This window comes from Hyphomicrobiales bacterium (assembly GCA_016710435.1).
Lineage (GTDB): Bacteria > Pseudomonadota > Alphaproteobacteria > Rhizobiales > Aestuariivirgaceae > Aestuariivirga.
Genome location: JADJVV010000001.1, coordinates 1,789,065 through 1,805,044, shown reverse-complemented (window position 1 = coordinate 1,805,044; position 15,980 = coordinate 1,789,065). Strand labels below are relative to the sequence as shown.

Annotated in this window: 9 protein-coding genes; 3 read left to right on the top strand and 6 right to left on the bottom strand. The window is 64.0% G+C overall.

All coding sequences use genetic code 11. The annotated features are described in order from the left end of the window. The first annotated feature begins 356 nt into the window (after positions 1-356). Together IPM06_08705 and IPM06_08700 are read left to right on the top strand one after the other, a co-directional pair. Positions 357-2,327 (top strand): hypothetical protein, encoded by a 1,971-nt coding sequence (locus IPM06_08705; GenBank protein MBK8770495.1) that lies wholly within the window; start codon positions 357-359, stop codon positions 2,325-2,327. A gap of 323 nt (positions 2,328-2,650) precedes the next feature. Next, the gene (locus IPM06_08700; protein MBK8770494.1) at positions 2,651-3,145 is read left to right on the top strand and encodes a winged helix-turn-helix transcriptional regulator; all 495 of its coding nucleotides are present in this window, start codon (positions 2,651-2,653) and stop codon (positions 3,143-3,145) included. Here the strand turns inward: IPM06_08700 and IPM06_08695 are convergent. Next, on the bottom strand, positions 3,129-4,517 hold the full coding sequence (locus tag IPM06_08695; protein ID MBK8770493.1) for a PLP-dependent aminotransferase family protein: 1,389 nt from the start codon (positions 4,515-4,517) through the stop codon (positions 3,129-3,131). The genes IPM06_08700 and IPM06_08695 overlap by 17 nt on opposite strands. Before the next feature lie 115 nt (positions 4,518-4,632). Between IPM06_08695 and IPM06_08690 the strand changes: the two genes are divergently transcribed. Further along, a complete protein-coding gene (locus tag IPM06_08690; protein ID MBK8770492.1) occupies positions 4,633-4,896 on the top strand; it encodes a DUF1127 domain-containing protein in 264 nt (87 codons plus the stop codon). A gap of 144 nt (positions 4,897-5,040) precedes the next feature. Here IPM06_08690 and IPM06_08685 read toward each other — a convergent pair whose 3' ends face one another. From IPM06_08685 to IPM06_08665, 5 genes are all read right to left on the bottom strand, one after another. Then, positions 5,041-5,886, bottom strand: a complete 846-nt coding sequence (locus IPM06_08685; protein ID MBK8770491.1) for a fumarylacetoacetate hydrolase family protein — start codon at positions 5,884-5,886, stop codon at positions 5,041-5,043. A gap of 1 nt (position 5,887) precedes the next feature. Continuing rightward, complete coding sequence (locus IPM06_08680) at positions 5,888-6,475, bottom strand: hypothetical protein (protein MBK8770490.1); 588 nt, start codon at positions 6,473-6,475, stop codon at positions 5,888-5,890. Continuing rightward, the gene (locus tag IPM06_08675) at positions 6,472-7,674 is read right to left on the bottom strand and encodes an alpha-hydroxy-acid oxidizing protein (GenBank protein MBK8770489.1); all 1,203 of its coding nucleotides are present in this window, start codon (positions 7,672-7,674) and stop codon (positions 6,472-6,474) included. The genes IPM06_08680 and IPM06_08675 overlap by 4 nt, the downstream gene beginning before the upstream one ends. A gap of 101 nt (positions 7,675-7,775) precedes the next feature. Beyond that, a complete protein-coding gene (locus IPM06_08670; GenBank protein ID MBK8770488.1) occupies positions 7,776-11,234 on the bottom strand; it encodes a TonB-dependent receptor in 3,459 nt (1,152 codons plus the stop codon). Continuing rightward, entirely contained in the window at positions 11,231-15,976 is a 4,746-nt protein-coding gene (locus tag IPM06_08665) for a DUF11 domain-containing protein (GenBank protein ID MBK8770487.1), read from the bottom strand. Before IPM06_08665 ends, IPM06_08670 begins: the two co-directional genes overlap by 4 nt. Positions 15,977-15,980 lie beyond the last annotated feature (4 nt).

Below are 15,980 nucleotides of genomic sequence, written 5' to 3'. Positions count from 1 at the left end.
TGTTGCAAGACTCGGATTGAGCGTCGCACGGCATCTGAATTAGGCGCTCACGAGTCTCCGAATTGACCGCCTCGTGCACTCCACCAGACGTACCGCGAGGCGCAGCTGGCTTGGCTTTGGGAACTTTCGCAGCTCATTGCGCTAGTCAAGCATCGGGATGCGTATTGATCCGCAAAGGCGGCAAGCAGGGCGATGAGAAACACAACCATCCCCCAGCCCTAGCACCTTCCCCTCCCCGCTGTCAAGTTTTTATTCCTAACACAGGACTTTCAATATTTTTCCCGCCCCATTCTTGCCTTGCGGCATTTGCTATTGCAGGGCGCTCCTGCAAGCCTTGAAACGGGACGGTGGTTGACGTGCGGACGGTTGTTTTTCTTTTGCTTTCTCTCCTGGCGCTCAGCCCCGCTGCCGGGGCGCAGACGCTCACCTCCTCCAACGTGCAGATCAACTGGCAGGTGGAGAACCGCTTCCGCCTGTTCGCCGAGCCGCGCGATTTCCAGGCGCATGAGCGCGCCTGGCGGCAGTATCTCATCCATGTGGACGGCCAGCACCTCAGCCCGCCGGAGACGGAGCGCCTCGTGGCCAACTCCTCCGTCCTCGGCAGCGAGCATGTGCTGAACGACCGCTACATTCCGTTCACGCGCATCCTGCGGCGGACCTATGACTGGAAGGGCTGGGCGGCGGGCATGGTGGGGCGGCTGTGCTGGAGTCCGTCCACGCGCCTGCATGATGCCTGCGGCGGCGTCGGGAACTATGTGGTGCCCGTCAGCCACCGGGTGAAGCTGTGGCTCAAGCCGCGCAGCAAGGATACGCTGTTCGCCGAATACAATTGCGAATGGCGCGCCGGCGCGGCGGCGCCCGTGGTGGCGCCCTGCGATGAACCGGTGAGCCTCGACATTCCCTGGCCCGCGGGTGCGACCATCTCGGTCGCGGCGGAAGGCGAAGCCGGCATTTCCACCGACATCGCGGTGAAGGACCTGCTGATCGCGGGGCTGGGCGACAGCTTTGCCTCGGGCGAAGGCAATCCGGATGTGCCCGTCGCCTTCTCGGCCGAGGGGCGTTTCCGCAACCTCTATCCGCGCCGCGCCCGCAATGATGGCAGCGGCAGCGCGCAGTGGATGGACGAGACCTGCCACCGCTCGCTCTATGGCCACCAGTTGCGCGCGGCCCTGCAGATCGCGGTCGAGAATCCGCACAGCGCCGTCACCTTCCTGGGGTATTCCTGTTCGGGCGCATCGGTGGATGAGGGCATCATCGGGCCGCAGGAGCATGTGGAATACGAGAGCCGCAACGGCCAGGTGATGGCGGTCACGGGCGGCACCAAGGATACGCAGTTGCGCTGGCTGCTGCGCGAATTGTGCGTGGTGAAGCCCAAGCAGAAGGATGGCTACTGGGTCTGCCCGGGCAACCAGTTCCGCCGCGACGTGGACCTGCTGTTCCTCTCGATCGGCGGCAACGACATCGGCTTCTCCAGCCTCGTCACCTGGGCCACACTGCGCGACAACGTGACCTCGAAGCTCGCCAAGTATTTCGGCGCCACGGTCTCGCCCAAGCAGTTCGCGGCCAACATGAAGAACGACCTGCCGCGCGACTATGCCCATCTCGCCAAGGCGATCGAGCTTGCCGTGCCGGTGCGCGATCCGCAGTCGGGGTTTGATCCGTCTCGGGTGGTGCTGAGTGCCTATCCGGATATCCTGGAAGACGAAAAGGGCCAGGTTTGCCCGGCCGGCGAGGAAGGAGCGGATGAGGATCTCTATGCCGCCAACCAGTCGCTCGATGTGTGGTCGTCGTGGCTGGTGGTGACGCCCGGCCGTCTGGCGGCGGCGCATGACCAGCTCACTGGCCTGCACCGGCGCATGGGCGAACTCGCCGAGGATTACGGCTGGCGCTTTGCCGGCCGTGCCTATGAGGACCGTCCGTTCCGGGGCCACGGCTTCTGCGCCCGCAACGCCGGGGCGGGGAATGATCCGGCGGAACAATTGATGATGCCCTGCATCGGCAAGGCGGAACGGCCGACCGCCACCTGCACGCAAAGCTGGTCGGGCAAGCAGCGCGACTGGCGGCCCTACAATCCGGCGACGGAAAACTATCCCTATGCGCTCCGCCAGCGCTGGGTGCGGAGCTTCAACGACGCCTATCTCGCCATCAACCAGAAGGTCATCACCCGCGACGGCTTCGTCGATGCCGGGGCTTCGGAATCGGTGTTCGTGGAAACGACGGGGGCCATGCATCCGTCCGCGGAAGGCCATGCGGCCATGGCCGATGCCATCCTGATGGATGTGCGGCCGGAAGTGGCGAAGCTGCTGGGCAATACGGGCGAGGAATAGCCGCCAGGTGGACCGATGATGTCTAGGGAACATCACCGGTCCGGGCCCGTCCGCAGAGCGCCCCTTGCGACCGGGCCACTGACATGTTCCCAAAACAGACCCACCATCGCCGCCGTTTCTGGGGACGGCCGCAAAAAAGATCCGCGTTGAAGGAACAGCAAGTCAACTCAAGTTGACAGGCTACATATGGTGCACCGCAACGCATCTGTCAACCGAAATTGCCGGAAAATGAGGGTTATTTTAACCCACAGCGCTTTGAATTGAGGTTTTTTGTGGTTTTTCCGCATCTTGACTGTTCAGATCGCGCGGACTATGTGTCAATCATGGTTGATATAAGTCAAGGCCTCGCACCCGGATCGATGGGCGAAAACATCCGCACCCTGGTCTACCTGTTCGGCCAGGAACTGGATGAACGCATTAGCCTGTTCCGCCAAGGCACCGCCTACGAAAACGTGCGGGCGTCCGACATCCGGGTTTTCGTGCACGCCGCCGACGGCGGCAGCAGCATTTCCGAAATTGCGCGGCGGCTCGGCATATCCCGCCAGGCCGTGCACATGTCGGCGCAGCGCCTGAAGGAACTCGGCGTCATCGAGATGCAAGCCCTGCAGACCAGCCGCCGCGACATGGCGGTGAAGCTGACCCAGCACGGCCGCGATGCGATGCGGCTCGCCAATACGCAGATCAACAGGCTCGAATCCGAACTGGCCGAAATCATCGGCGCGGAAGGTCTTGAGGTGTTGCGCAAGACCCTTCGGGTGCTCATCACCCATACCAAGGGCAAGTCCGCCAATGGCGGCACATTCACGCCACCGGCGTGAAATCGTCTTCCGGTTCGGAATTCATCAGTTCACGGATGATCTCGAAACCCTTGCGGGTGAGGTGGCCTGATTGCGGCCCGCCGAAACAGACGCGCACGTGGCGGCTCGGCTTTCCGGGCGTCAGATTGAACGAGGTGCCGGGCGTCACCCGCACCTGCCGTGCAGCAAGCGCACTGGTGAAACGCCCCGCTGACCAGGCTTCCGGCAATTCCACCCAGGCATAGGGCGCGCCCGGTTCGCAGCGCCAGGGCATGCCCTTGAAGATGTCGACAAAGGCCGCGCGGCGGGCCGCCAGTTCATTGCGGGAGCGGGTGAGGATGGTGCTCGCCGTATCGGTCTCGATCCAGTAGCGGGCCAGCTCCCCGCTCAGGCCCACGTTCCGCGAGGCCATGCCGCGGATATGGGCGCGCAAGGCCCGGTCCTGCCCCGGCGGCGAGACAACGATGCCGAGGCGCAATCCGGGCGCCAGCGTCTTTGACAGGCTGGTGATGTGATAGGTGCGTTCCGGCGCCAGCGCCTGGAATGTGGGTGGCTGCACGCGTTCATCGAGCAGGCGGAAGATGTCGTCCTCGATGATGGTGATATCATGGGCGCGGGCAATGGTGACGATGGCGTCGCGGCGGCGGCGGCTCATGGTGTTGGTGGTGGGGTTCTGCAGCGATGGCACGAGATAGAGCAACTTCGCCTGGCCGGCGCGCGCGGCCTTCTCGAAGGCATCGGGGACAAGGCCATCCTCGTCCATGGCGAGTGGCACGGGCGTCAGGTGGGCGTTGCGGAAGGTGGTGCGCAGAAGCGCGTAGTTCACCTCCTCCGCCATCACGCCTTCGCCCGGTGACGTGAGGGATTGCAGCACCGTGACAAGTCCGAGGTGGGCACCCGCGGTGATGAAGACCTGCGCCTCCGGCACGTCGATGCCGCTTCGTTTCAGCCATTGGCTCGCCATGGCGCGATGCTGGGGAAAGCCATCAGGTGGAGCATAGTCGAGAAGATCGAGTTTGCGCGGATCGCGCATCACGGCGCTGAGGGCTGCATCGAATTCTTCGGCCGTCACCACGGGCGGCGCAATTGCCGTGCCGAGGTCGATGGTGCCTGCCTCGTCGGCCTGCGGCATGGAGATCGGTGCCGCGGCCTTGTGACGGCGGATGTAGCTGCCGCGCCCCACTTCTCCTGCCAGCAGCCCGCGTTCCTCCGCCTCCCTGTAGGCACGCGTGACGGTGCCCAGCGTCACGCCCAGCTTCCAGGCCAGTTCGCGTTGCGGCGGCAGGCGCGCGCCATCCGGCAATGTGCCGCCATCCACATCGCGGGAAATTGCATCGGCAATGGCGAGGTAGAGCGGTTTGGAGCGATCGAGAACGGGAGTCCAAATTGTCATGGTGACAATGTTCCGATTGATTGGCTTGAGGCCTCATTGTATCTATGAATGAGCAGGAATCAAGGGGGCAATTGCTGCCGATACACAGATACAATAGATACAAATGAGGTTCACCATGCGCGAGTACATTCTGGAACAGTCTCAAGGCCGCCTTCCCTACGGCAGCTTTTCGATGCTCGTTCGCATGGTCAAAAACTGGCGCGCCCGCCGGCAATTGCGCCAGCTCCGCAGCCTCGATGACTACCTGCTGCGCGACATCGGCCTGTCCCGCGAGGAGTTGGATGTGTTGCGCAAGCAGCCCCTGACCCTGGACCTGCAGTGGGAGGCGGACCGCTTGCGGCTTATCTCCGAGCGGTCGCCGGGCACGCGGGTCGGGTAATTCCCACAGGCCCGGATCTTGCTGTCACCCCGACGGCGGGAGCATCCAGATTTCAAACTGCACAACAGTTGAAAGTCCGGATGACGCCCGGCGCCGGGTGACGGTTGTCACTTGATATTGCCTCGGGGATCTCCGGCCCACGGCTCACTTGTCGCGGAGCACGACCTGCTGCTGGGTGCCCAGTCCGTCGATGCCGATCACCATGCGGTCGCCGGGCTTGAGGAAGCGTTGCGGCTTCATGCCCATGCCGACACCAGGCGGCGTGCCGGTGGTGATGATGTCGCCGGGCATGAGGGTGAAGAACTGCGAGAGATAGGCCACGATGTGAGCCACGCCGAAGACCATGGTCTTGGTGCTGCCGTCCTGCACGCGCTTGCCGTTGAGTTCGAGCCAGAGATGCAGGTTCTGGGGGTTCTTCACTTCATCGGACGTCACCAGCCACGGCCCCACGGGACCGAAAGTGTCGTAGGACTTGCCCTTGGTCCACTGCCCGGCCCGCTCGGCCTGGAATTCGCGTTCGGAAAGATCGTTGATGGTGCAGTAGCCGGCGACGTGCTTCAGCGCGTCCGCCTTCTTGATGTTCTTGGCGCGGGTGCCGATGATGACGCCCAGTTCGACTTCCCAATCCGACTTCTTCGACTTGGGCGGAATGGTCACGTCGTCATTGGGACCGGAGAGACAGGAGACCTGCTTGGTGAAAACCACAGGTTCCGGTGGCACGGCGAGGCCGCTTTCGGCGGCGTGGTCGGAATAGTTGAGGCCGATTGCAATGAACTTCTGCGGGTTCGCCACGCAGGCGCCGATGCGCGGCCTGCCCTTCACCAGCGGCAGTTTTTCCGGATTGAGCTTGCGCAGCTTGTTGAGGCTTGCAGGCGAGAGCACGTCTCCGCCGATATCTGCGACGACCTTCGACAGGTCGCGGATGCGGCCCTCCCCATCCAGCATGCCGGGCTTTTCCTTGCCCTTGGGTCCGTAGCGGAGAAGTTTCATGTCAGTCGTCCCATTGTTGTGCGGTCGGATGCCAGCGCGGTTGATAGCCTTGCGCCAAGATGGCGGTGATTGCGGGCGGTGTCAAAAGCTTCGCCTTCATATCAGGCGTGATGTGCACAGGATCGCTGTAGCCAGCGAAACTCCAGCGCAGCAGCTTGCCGCCGCGGCGGGCATGGGCCGCACCCTGCCATTCCACCATGGCGCCCGGCGGAAGATCGCGCACCATCACGTCTGACGCAGGTGCCTTCCGTTCGGCGTGAAGCTGGCGGTCGAATGCTGCAAGGGGGCGGTCGCCGAGAAAGGCCTTTGCCTCGGCCCGGCGGCATTCGAAACAGGGCCTATGGCCTGCTGCAAGGGCCGTCACTTCATCCAGGAAAAAAAGTTCGGTGTAGCTGCTGCCCCACACGTGCCTTGGCGGCCGATCCCTGAACGCCAGTTCGCAGGCAATCCAGCGGTTGCCCGCCCAGCGGCGGCGCCCCAGCGTCTGGTCATCGCGATGAAACCGCCCGCCGCGGTTGCCCATCAGCGTGCCCTTGGCGTCGACCGCGTGCAGGTTGCCCCGGGGATCGACGCGGTTCTGCAGCGTCATCGGCTTTTCTTTGCAGCCTTGCGTTCAGGTGCTGGCACGGTGAAGGGCGGCGGCGGCATGAGGAGATTATGGCGGCCGACCTTGGTGATGTCGGTCTCGCCGCACAGTCCCAGCGTCGTGTCCAACTCGCTCTTCAAGATTTCCAGGGCGCGGGTCACGCCGGACTGGCCACCCGCTCCCAGGCCATAGACATAGGCGCGGCCGATGAAGGTGCCCTTGGCCCCCATGGCCATGGCCTTCATCACATCCATGCCGGTGCGAATGCCGCTATCGATGTAGACGTCCGTCTTGTGGCCCACGGCATCGACGATGGGCGCCAGCATGTCGATGGTGGCGGGGGCGCCATCGAGCTGGCGGCCACCGTGGTTTGACACGATGATCCCGTCCGAGCCCAGTTCGGCAGCCGTGATGGCATCATCAACGTCATTGATGCCCTTGAGCAGCAACTTGCCGCCCCATTCCTTGCGGATGAACTCCACCGACGACCAGTCCAGCGTCTGGTCAAACTGGCTGTTGGCCCAATGGGAGAGGTCGGCGATGTTGGCCACGTCTTTCACGTGGCCCATGATGTTGCCGAAGGTCCGGTTGCGTGTGCCCATCATTCCCAGGCACCAGCGCGGCTTTGTCATCATGTTGATGATGTTGGCTGCCGTCAGGCGCGGCGGGGTGGAGAGCCCGTTGCGGATGTCCTTGTGGCGCTGGCCGAGGATTTGCAGATCGAGCGTCAGCACGAGGGCCGAGCATTTCGCATCCTTGGCGCGCTGCACGAGGCGCCGGACATAGTCGCGGTCGCGCATTACATAGAGCTGGAACCAGAAGGGTTTCCTGACCTTGCTGGCGACCTCTTCCAGCGAACACACGCTCATGGTGGAGAGCGTGAAGGGTACGCCGAAGTCCTGCGCGGCGCGGGCCGCAAGGATCTCTCCATCGGCATGCTGCATGCCGGTCGATCCCACTGGTGCCAACGCCACCGGCATGGTCACCTCTTCGCCGAGCATTTCGGCCTTCAGCGACCGCCCTGAAATGTTGCGGGCCACGCGCTGGCGCAGGCGGTACCTGGCGAAGGCGGTGCTGTTCTCGACAAAGGTGCCGGTGGTGTAGGAGCCGGTCTCGCAATAGTCGTGGAACATGCGCGGCACGCGGCGGCGGTAAAGTTCGTAGAGATCGGCAATCGAAGGGGCTTGCGTGGGGGTCAGCATGGGGTCCTCAAAGCTGGAGGTGGTCTATCACACAGCCGCGCAAGTCTCCAGATTCAATGACCACCGCTCCGGCGCAAGCCGGTGTGCGTGCTGGACAAGCCTCAGAACTTGCCGATGACGTTCATGAAGATGCCGTGGTCATCCTGGGTGAGATCGCGCAGGTCATCGCTGAAGCGGCCGAAGTTCCAGCCCACGCCCAGCTTGAGGTTGTCGCCGAACTGGCGGTACAGGGCGGCGACGGCGCCGAAATCCTTCTGGTCGGTGGTCGGCGACCACATCAGGCGGCCTTCCAGCACGGCATCCCATTCCTTCACGATATGCATGTCGGCGCGAACGATGCCGAGGTGCACCTGCGAGTCGATCCAGCCGGAACCGGCGGCGCGGTCCTTGGTCTCGCCGATGCGCACGCCATACTTGGCGCCCAGGGTGAGTTGCGGCAGCACGTCGTAACTCGCATCGACCGAGGCGATGTGCGAGCGCTGCGCCGGGCTCGAGGTGGTGCCATCCACGCTCACCTGGTCCTTGCCGGGCAGGTCGTAGAGGTAGGTGTACTTGGCGAGCATGTTGAGACGGTCGCCCTCGGCCGGACGGTAGGCAAAGCCCAGCGATCCCTCGGCGTAGTCGCCGTCACGGGTCGTATCGGTGGCATCGGTCAGCACGCCATCGAAACTTGCCAGTGCGCGCCAGTCCTCGTCGATCTTCACGCCGGCGCTGGCCTGCAGCAGATAGGCCTGCATGTCGCGCGTATCATCCTGGCTGTCGTCGATGCGGTATTCGCCCTTGACCTTGCCTTCGAGGCCGTTGTCCGTCTTGTAGGCGACGGCGAGCGACAGGGCGACGCGGTCGAAATCGGGATTCTTCAGCAGCGTGGCCGGATCGATGGTGTTGTCGAAGACCTGCCCCACTTCCGTGCCGGCGGTGATGTTCCAGGCGGCGTCGGGCGTGTAGGTGACGCCATAGACCTGGGCGAGCGAACGGTGTTCGCCAAAGGCATCGAAGTTGTCTTCGGAATACATCAGCCACTGGTCATTGAAGCGGTGGCGGGCGCCTGCGACGAGCGTGCCCATGTCGTCACCCACCAGCTGGAAGGGCCAGTTCTCGGCAAGGTCACGGTCGGGATCGAGGGTGTAGCCGATGTAGTATTTGTCATCCGCCGTCGGTTCGTAGGTCAGGCGCGCATCGGCGCCGATGCCTTGCGTGCCGTAGGAGACCTCGCCATCGGCTGTCACTTTTTCGCTGAGACGGAAGGTGCCGCCCGCGCCAGCGCGATGATCCTTGTGCATGGTGCCGGTGTGCGTGGCCGTGCCTTGCCCGAAGATGAAGGCTTCCTGATCTTCGTTCCAGGCATAGAGTACCTTGATGCCGGCATCGGCGCGGTGGCCCTGCTCGGCTGTCGACGTGCTGTTGCCGGTCTTGCGCGTGTAGACGCCGTAGGGCTGCACGGTCACGTGTTCGCCGGTCTTGACGCCGATCTTGGCCAGCACTTCCGAGGTGTGCGTGCCATCGCCCACCTTCTCGTCGCTGAATGTTGCAGCTGCCGTAACCGAATCCGTGACTTCGAAGTCCGCATCCGCGCCCATCAGGCGCTTCGTGTCCTTGGCGTCGACCTCGAGGGAGGAGAAGCCCTTGCCGTGATGCTCGTAGCGCGCACCCACATGACCCTTGGCGGACGAGGTGATGTCTTCCAGCGCCACGCGGCCTTCGACGCGCCAGGCTTCCGCTGTCTTGTTGGGCACGCCCGAGGAGGCATTGTCCTGAATGGTGAGGCCGCCATCAGCAGAATAGGAAGAGCCGAAGCCGGGGCCTTCCGAGCGGGCCACTTCGCCTTCGAGCCAGGTGCCTTCCGAGTGCTGTACGTGAACGTCGGCACCGTAAAGCAGCTGGTCAGCGCCTTCGGTGTTTTCCTTGAGGCCGGTAACGCCGACGCGGATGTGATCACCCACCCATTGCTGGGCGCGGCCACCGGTGACGTAACCGTTCACATCGCGGGCGGCGGGTGTGAATTCGTAGCTGGCCACGAGATAGTTCTCCGTGCCCACGCCACTGGTGGAGGGCAGCGGGTTGCGCAGGATCACCACGCCCTGCACGTAGTCGAACTCATAGTCGGTGCCGTAGGTGAGCGTGCGGCGCTCCACCACCCAGCCCGTGACCGTGTTGCGGACCTCGATGGTCACGGTTTCCGAACCCGGCGTCACGTCCTGGTGCTTGATGAAATAGGCCGAACCGCCGGTGCCCCGGAACACGTCGCGCTGCGGCACGGTGCCGGGCATGGCGGCATGGATTTCGACATTGGTGCGGGCACCGCCATCGGGAGCGGCTGTCCCGGACTTGTAGACGCCTTGCGCACCATACAGGGCGCGCTGATGGCGCAGGAAGGTGGTGCCGGTGATGTTGGACTTGAAGTTGCCCCACATCACATGGCTCGGGCCGCGGTCGAGGCGGACGTAGAACTTGCCCTTGGTGGGCGCGTCCTCGATGGCCTCGGAGTCGTCGCCGTAGACGGGATAATAATCGTCGGGGTCGAGGCGCTTCAGGAAGGTGCGCGGGTCCTTGTCGTCCAGGCCCTTGAAGATGGACTTGAGCTTCTGCTCGCCCGTATCGGCGGCGGCGGTGAGGATGTAGCGGCCCTGGATCTTGCCCTTGAGATAGAAGGCGAGACGGCCACGCGTGTAGACGTCATCGCTGAATTCGCCAGGACGAAGCGCTTCCACGTGCTTGTTGAAATTGCGGCCGGCGGTGAAGTCGGCGAGGCCGACGTAGAACCATTCGTTCTCCGGAATGGTGACGTCGCGGGTGAAGTCGAGGCCCTCGCCGCCGTCTTCCACCTTGACGTTCACCGCGTGGGAACCCTGCGGCAGGATGCGCTCGACGACGAAGCTGCCATCGCCATCCACGGGCACGGGTTCACCCATGACGTAGACGTCGTGGCCCGCCGGCACGTTGCGGCCATAGACGGTGATGGCGCCGCCATGCACATCAATGTTGCGGATTGCCGTGCGGTCTTCGGAATAGCCCGGTGCGGCTGCCTTCAGACCGAAGTCGTGGGTGGGCAGGTCGAGGGTGGTGCGCGAGAGCGGCAGCGGTTCGGTTTCGTCGAAGCGGCCTTCCTCGTCATAGACGCGCACGACATATTCCATGTCTTCCGGACCGTCCGCAGGCATCACCCAGTCGGCGGTCGCGAGGTTGGAGAGCGGCAATATGCTCACCATGCCGTTCTGGGAATTGTCGCCACGCTTGAAGATGCGGACCTCGCCGCGTTCCACCCAAGCGGCATAGTTGAGCGAACCGAGGAACTCGATCTCGTCGCCTGCCTTGAACGAGGCGCGCATGGGCACCGTCGAGACGTTCAGCATGGGGCGCACACCGAGGCCATCGAACTTCACGTCCACCTGCACGGCATCCGCGTCGGGCAATGCCGGCAATGTCTCACCCGCCACTACCTTGCCGTCCACCTTGATCTGGAACGGCAGGGTGGCATCCTGCGCCTGAACGCCGCTTGCCAGCGTGATGGCGAGGAGGCTTGCAGCGGAGGCGGCACGGAGAATGAGGCGCTTCATCATTTGCCGCACTCCACACGCGTGCTGATCTTCAATGGCTTGCGATGGCCCGTCTGCTGCCAACGCTGCGCGACGAGATCCTTCACCACCAGCACGCGGTCTTCGGCGACCGGGTTTTCCTCACCGCAGCGATAGACAATCGAAAGCTCGCCGCGGCCCTGTTCAAGAAGGCCAACGAGGCGGTCCACGCCGGTGAGCCACTCATCCTTCAGGTCCACGCCCGTGCCCACGAAGGCATCGCGCCGGAGTTCGAGTTCGAGGTCGCGGTTGCGGGCCGCACCGAAATTGAGCTTGGTCATCTTGCCGCGCGTCAGGCGCACGTCGCGCGGGTTTTCCGTGGTCAGGCGATAGCCCACGGGCAGTGTGCGCGGATCCAGCTTCATGAGGAAGTTGGAACCGATGGCCGCATTGGGCACGTCGGCGCAGGGCACGTGGAAGCGGCCATGCTTGTCGGTGGTGACGAGGAGACCCTTGACCGTGACCACGCGCACGCCCGGCAGGCCCGGCTCGCCGTCATCCGGATAACCGTTGGCGTTGAGGTCGTCGAAGACGCGGCCGATGATGTCGCCGCAGTCGAAGACATGCTCTTCCTTGATCGTCACGCCGACCTGGGCCGTGGCGAGAACGCCACTGGTGGCGGGGTCGATGAAGCGGGCGCGGTTGATATAGGTGCCCGTGTTCAACTGCGCCGGTGCCGTGAGATAGAGCTTGATGATGATGCTGTCGCTGACCGGATCAGGCATCAGGCCGGCGAAGGTGAGGACATTGCCCGCCGCCACCGGAGCCGTGGCGACGCCGTTCACGGTCGCGGTGCCGCTCACATAGGTGAAGCCGGGCGGCATCACGTCGGCGATGTCGTAGGGGCCGTTCCGCACGTTGTTGGCCGTGATCGTGTATTGCACGCGCTCGCCGCGATAGATTTCCGACTTGGCCACCGTCTTGGTGAAGGCGGGTGGCGGCGCGGAAACGGCCGTCACTGTATTGGCATTGCCCATGACATCGGACGGATCGGACAGATCAGCCACCGGGTTGTCAGATGGATCGTTGCCCGTCGCTTGCGCCTGGTTGACGACCTGCTCGACGTCCTGGTCGGCCAGCGTCACGATGTGGGTTGCGGTGAAGGTGGTGGAGTCCACCGCACCGGCTGCAAGCGCCGCCAGCGGACCGCCCGCCATCGTGGCGTTGCCATCTGTCACAGCGATGTTCGTGAGGGTGACGTTGCCGATGTTGTGGACAGCAAAGCCGTAGTGAATGACGTCGCCCGCATCGACCAGCGCGTTGCCATTGACGTCTTCCAGTTGAGACACGGTCTTGATCAAGGCCAGGCGCGGCACCTGGGTGAGCGAGGTGAAGGTCGGGTCGTTGTCGGTGAGGTCGGATTCATCCGACAGGTCGGTGATGTCGCCTGCAGGGCCGGTCGCGGTCACGCGCGCCTGGTTGCTGACGCCGCCAACGTTCACGTCATTGGCGGTGATGACGTGCTGGCCCGTGAAGGTGGTGCTGTTCGTGGCACCGATGGGCAATGTTGCGATCGGGCCGCCGGCAATGGTGGCGTTGGCATCGTCAACCCGCACATTGGTGAGGGCCACGTTGCCCATGTTCACCACGTTGAAGGCGTAGCTGATGATGTCTCCGGCGTCATTCATGCCGTTGCTGTTGACGTCAGTGATCGAAGAGACGGTCTTGACCAGGCCGATGGCGGGGGCGTTGGCGATGTAGGTGATCGTCCAGTCATCATCGGTGAAGTCGGATTCATCCGAGACGTCGGAGAGGTTGGTGCCGTTGGCGGCGGTGCCGCGGACGGTGGCACTGTTCGCCACCTGGCCCGCTGTCACGTCAGCCGGTGTGATGACATAGCTTGCCGTAAAGGTCGTGGTGTCGGTGTCGCCCGCGTCCATCTGGGCGATGGGTCCTCCCAGCACCGTCACGCCAGCCAGGGCATCATCGAGGGTGACATTGGTCACGGGGATGTTGCCCGTGTTCTTCACGGTGAAGCGGTACTCGATGGTGTCGCCTGCATCCACCATGGCGTTGCCGTTGGTGTTGGTGATGCCGGTGACTTGCTTGATGACGGCAATGGCCGGCTGGACGACGGTCGGTGTCACCGTGGCGTCGTTCTCGTCAGGATCGTTGGTGTCGGAGAGATCGGTCACGGGGCCGCTCGACGGCGTGTTGGCGGTGGCGGTGGCCTGGTTGGTCACGCGTCCGGCCAGCATGTCGCCCGCGTTGATGACGTGCGTTGCGGTGAAGGTCGTGTTGTTGAACAGGCCGGGATCGAGCTGCGCCAGCGAGCCACCCGCCATGGAGGCGTTGGGATCGGAGACGTTGATCCCGGTCAGCGTAACGTTGCCTGTATTGATGACCGTGAAGGCATAGTGGATCACGTCGTTGGTGTCGTTGATGCCGTTGCTGTTGACGTCGTCGATGCTCTGGACGGTCTTCAGCAGGGAGACAGCGGGCTGGGCGGGAATGTCGAGTACGGTCGGCGCGTTCTGCGTGAGCACGCCGGGGTCGGATTCATCCTGCACGATGGTGCCGTTGGGATCGGTGCCATAGGTGTCGGCGGTGTTGTTGAAATGGCCCGCGTCCACATCGGCCTGGGTCAGGGTGTAGATTGCGGCGAAACTTGCGGTGTCGGACGCACCCGGGGCCAGCGAGATGCCCGTGGGCGGCAGCGGCGTGGTGATGATCGAGGGATTGCGATCCTGGACATAGACGTTGTTCAGGGTGACGTTGCCGACGTTGTGGACCTCAAAGGCGTAGTGCACGCGGTCGCCCGCATCATTGAGGCCGTTGCCGTTCACGTCTTCCACGGCGGTGGGATAGGTGGAGGTGTCGAGCGTCTTGAGCAGCGCGATCTTCGGTGCCGCCGTCAACGGAACAACCGTCACCTGGTCTTCCGTCTCGCTGTTGTCGTCGGAGAAGTCGGAGACGGTGCCGCCGCCCACGGGAACCGTGCCCGTCACCTTCGCCTGGTTGTCGGCGTGACCGGCGTCGAGGTCAGCCTGCTGCAAGGGATAGGTGGCCGTGAAGGTGGTGGAGTCGACCGCACCCGGTGCCAGCGAAGCCAGTGTGGCAGGAGCGAGCGTAAGGCCCGGCACCGGATCATCGAGGGTAATGTTGGATAGCGTCACGTTGCCGGTGTTGTGGATGGCGAAGGCATAGGTGACGACGTCACCGGCGTTGGCCACGCCATCGGCACCCGGATCAACAGTGCCCTGCTTGACAATGGCGATGGCCGGCACGGCCGGAATGGGTGTCGAAGCGCTGCCGGGCGCGGTGATTGTCGCGTTGAAGGGATCGGTGCCCGTGGCGATGGCGGAGTTGTTGACGACTCCCGCATCAATGTCCGCCTGGCTCAGCACCAGCGTTGCATTGAAGGCCGTGGAGGCACCCGGCGCGAGGCTGGGGAAATTGGCGGGCGTGATCGTGGCTGTCGCCAGTTCTTCCATGCCGGAGATGGCAGCGAGCGGCATGTCTTCCGTTAGTGCGAGGGTTGCACTCCGGCCGCGGGCATGGGCCCGGACAGTGGCAGGTGCGCTGATCTGGCCGGCGGTGATGTCGTCGTCGGTCAGGGTGCGCGAGAAGATGATGGAGGCCGCGTCCTTGCTGTTGGCCGGCAGAATGTCGAGGGCGCTGCCGAAGGCTTCGGCGCCGGTCTGGTCGACGGTGATGGCGGTGAGCGGTCCCTCGCCCGTGTTGATGAGTTCGAAGTAGATGCCGAGCAGATCGCCCGCCTTTGGCGCACCCGGATCGCCGGAGAGCATCACGAGCTTGCGTTCGGCATGGAGCGACACGGCCAGCTGCGGCACGTCGCGGGCCGGCGTGTAGGCGGCCGCCGTACGGGTCGCCACCGGCGCATAAAGCATGGACGCGCCCTCGAACACCTGCGCCGGGTCGAATGGCTGGGAGGTCGAGGCGGTTGTCATCATGTCGGCGCCGGACGCGGCAGCGGCCATCATCTGGAAGGCCTGGGCACGGCCCGGCAGGCTGGCGACGTTCAGCAGCGGATCCGACACCGAGACATTGTTCTGCGTCACGGTGCCGGTGTTGGTCACGGTGAAGGCGTAGGAAATCGTGTCGCCCGCGTTCACCACGCCATCACCGCCATCGTTGATGGTGGCGACCTTGGCGAGGGAGAGGGAGGAGACGACGTTGAGCAGCGTCGTTTCCGTGTCGGTGCCGGTGATGGGCGCGCCGGGAACCGTCGTCGCCGTGGCGGTCGCGGTGTTCACGACCTGGCCTGCATCCACGTCGGCGGGCTGGAGAATGTATGTGGCGGTGTAGGTCAGCGTATCGCCGGGGCCGAGGACATCCCAGCCGGCAGAGAGGATGCCGTCGCTTGAGTCGCCGCCCACGCCGCTGTCGGTCAGGGTTGCGGCAGACAGGGTGACGCGGGGATCGGTCAGCACCACGTTGTTGAGAGTGACGTTGCCGCCGTTGGTGACGGTGAAGCTGTATGAAATCGTATCACCCGGATCGTCGGTGCCATCGCCGCCATCGTTGACGGTGGCGGTCTTGACGACGGTGAGCGTGGGATTGGCGTCGATCAGGTCGACGCTGACGGTGTCGCTGGCCGAGATGGGTTGGCCGTTGGCGAAGCCCGTGGCCGTGGCGGTGTTCACAAGTGCCGCCGAGGCCGGAGAAACGAGGCCCCACGCGAATGCGCATGACGCAAGGAGGCCCACAAGCTTGCGCTTGTGTCCTCTTGCATCCGGCATCCGCGTGGCGGCGTTTTGTGTCATCGAC

Coding starts and splice junctions, on each gene's coding strand:
- IPM06_08695 (MBK8770493.1), bottom strand. CDS start 4,517: ATGACAATTTGGACTCCCGTTCTCGATCGCTCCAAACCGCTCTACCTC.
- IPM06_08680 (MBK8770490.1), bottom strand. CDS start 6,475: ATGACGCTGCAGAACCGCGTCGATCCCCGGGGCAACCTGCACGCGGTC.
- IPM06_08675 (MBK8770489.1), bottom strand. CDS start 7,674: ATGCTGACCCCCACGCAAGCCCCTTCGATTGCCGATCTCTACGAACTT.
- IPM06_08685 (MBK8770491.1), bottom strand. CDS start 5,886: ATGAAACTTCTCCGCTACGGACCCAAGGGCAAGGAAAAGCCCGGCATG.
- IPM06_08665 (MBK8770487.1), bottom strand. CDS start 15,976: ATGACACAAAACGCCGCCACGCGGATGCCGGATGCAAGAGGACACAAG.
- IPM06_08700 (MBK8770494.1), top strand. CDS start 2,651: ATGGTTGATATAAGTCAAGGCCTCGCACCCGGATCGATGGGCGAAAAC.
- IPM06_08670 (MBK8770488.1), bottom strand. CDS start 11,234: ATGATGAAGCGCCTCATTCTCCGTGCCGCCTCCGCTGCAAGCCTCCTC.
- IPM06_08690 (MBK8770492.1), top strand. CDS start 4,633: ATGCGCGAGTACATTCTGGAACAGTCTCAAGGCCGCCTTCCCTACGGC.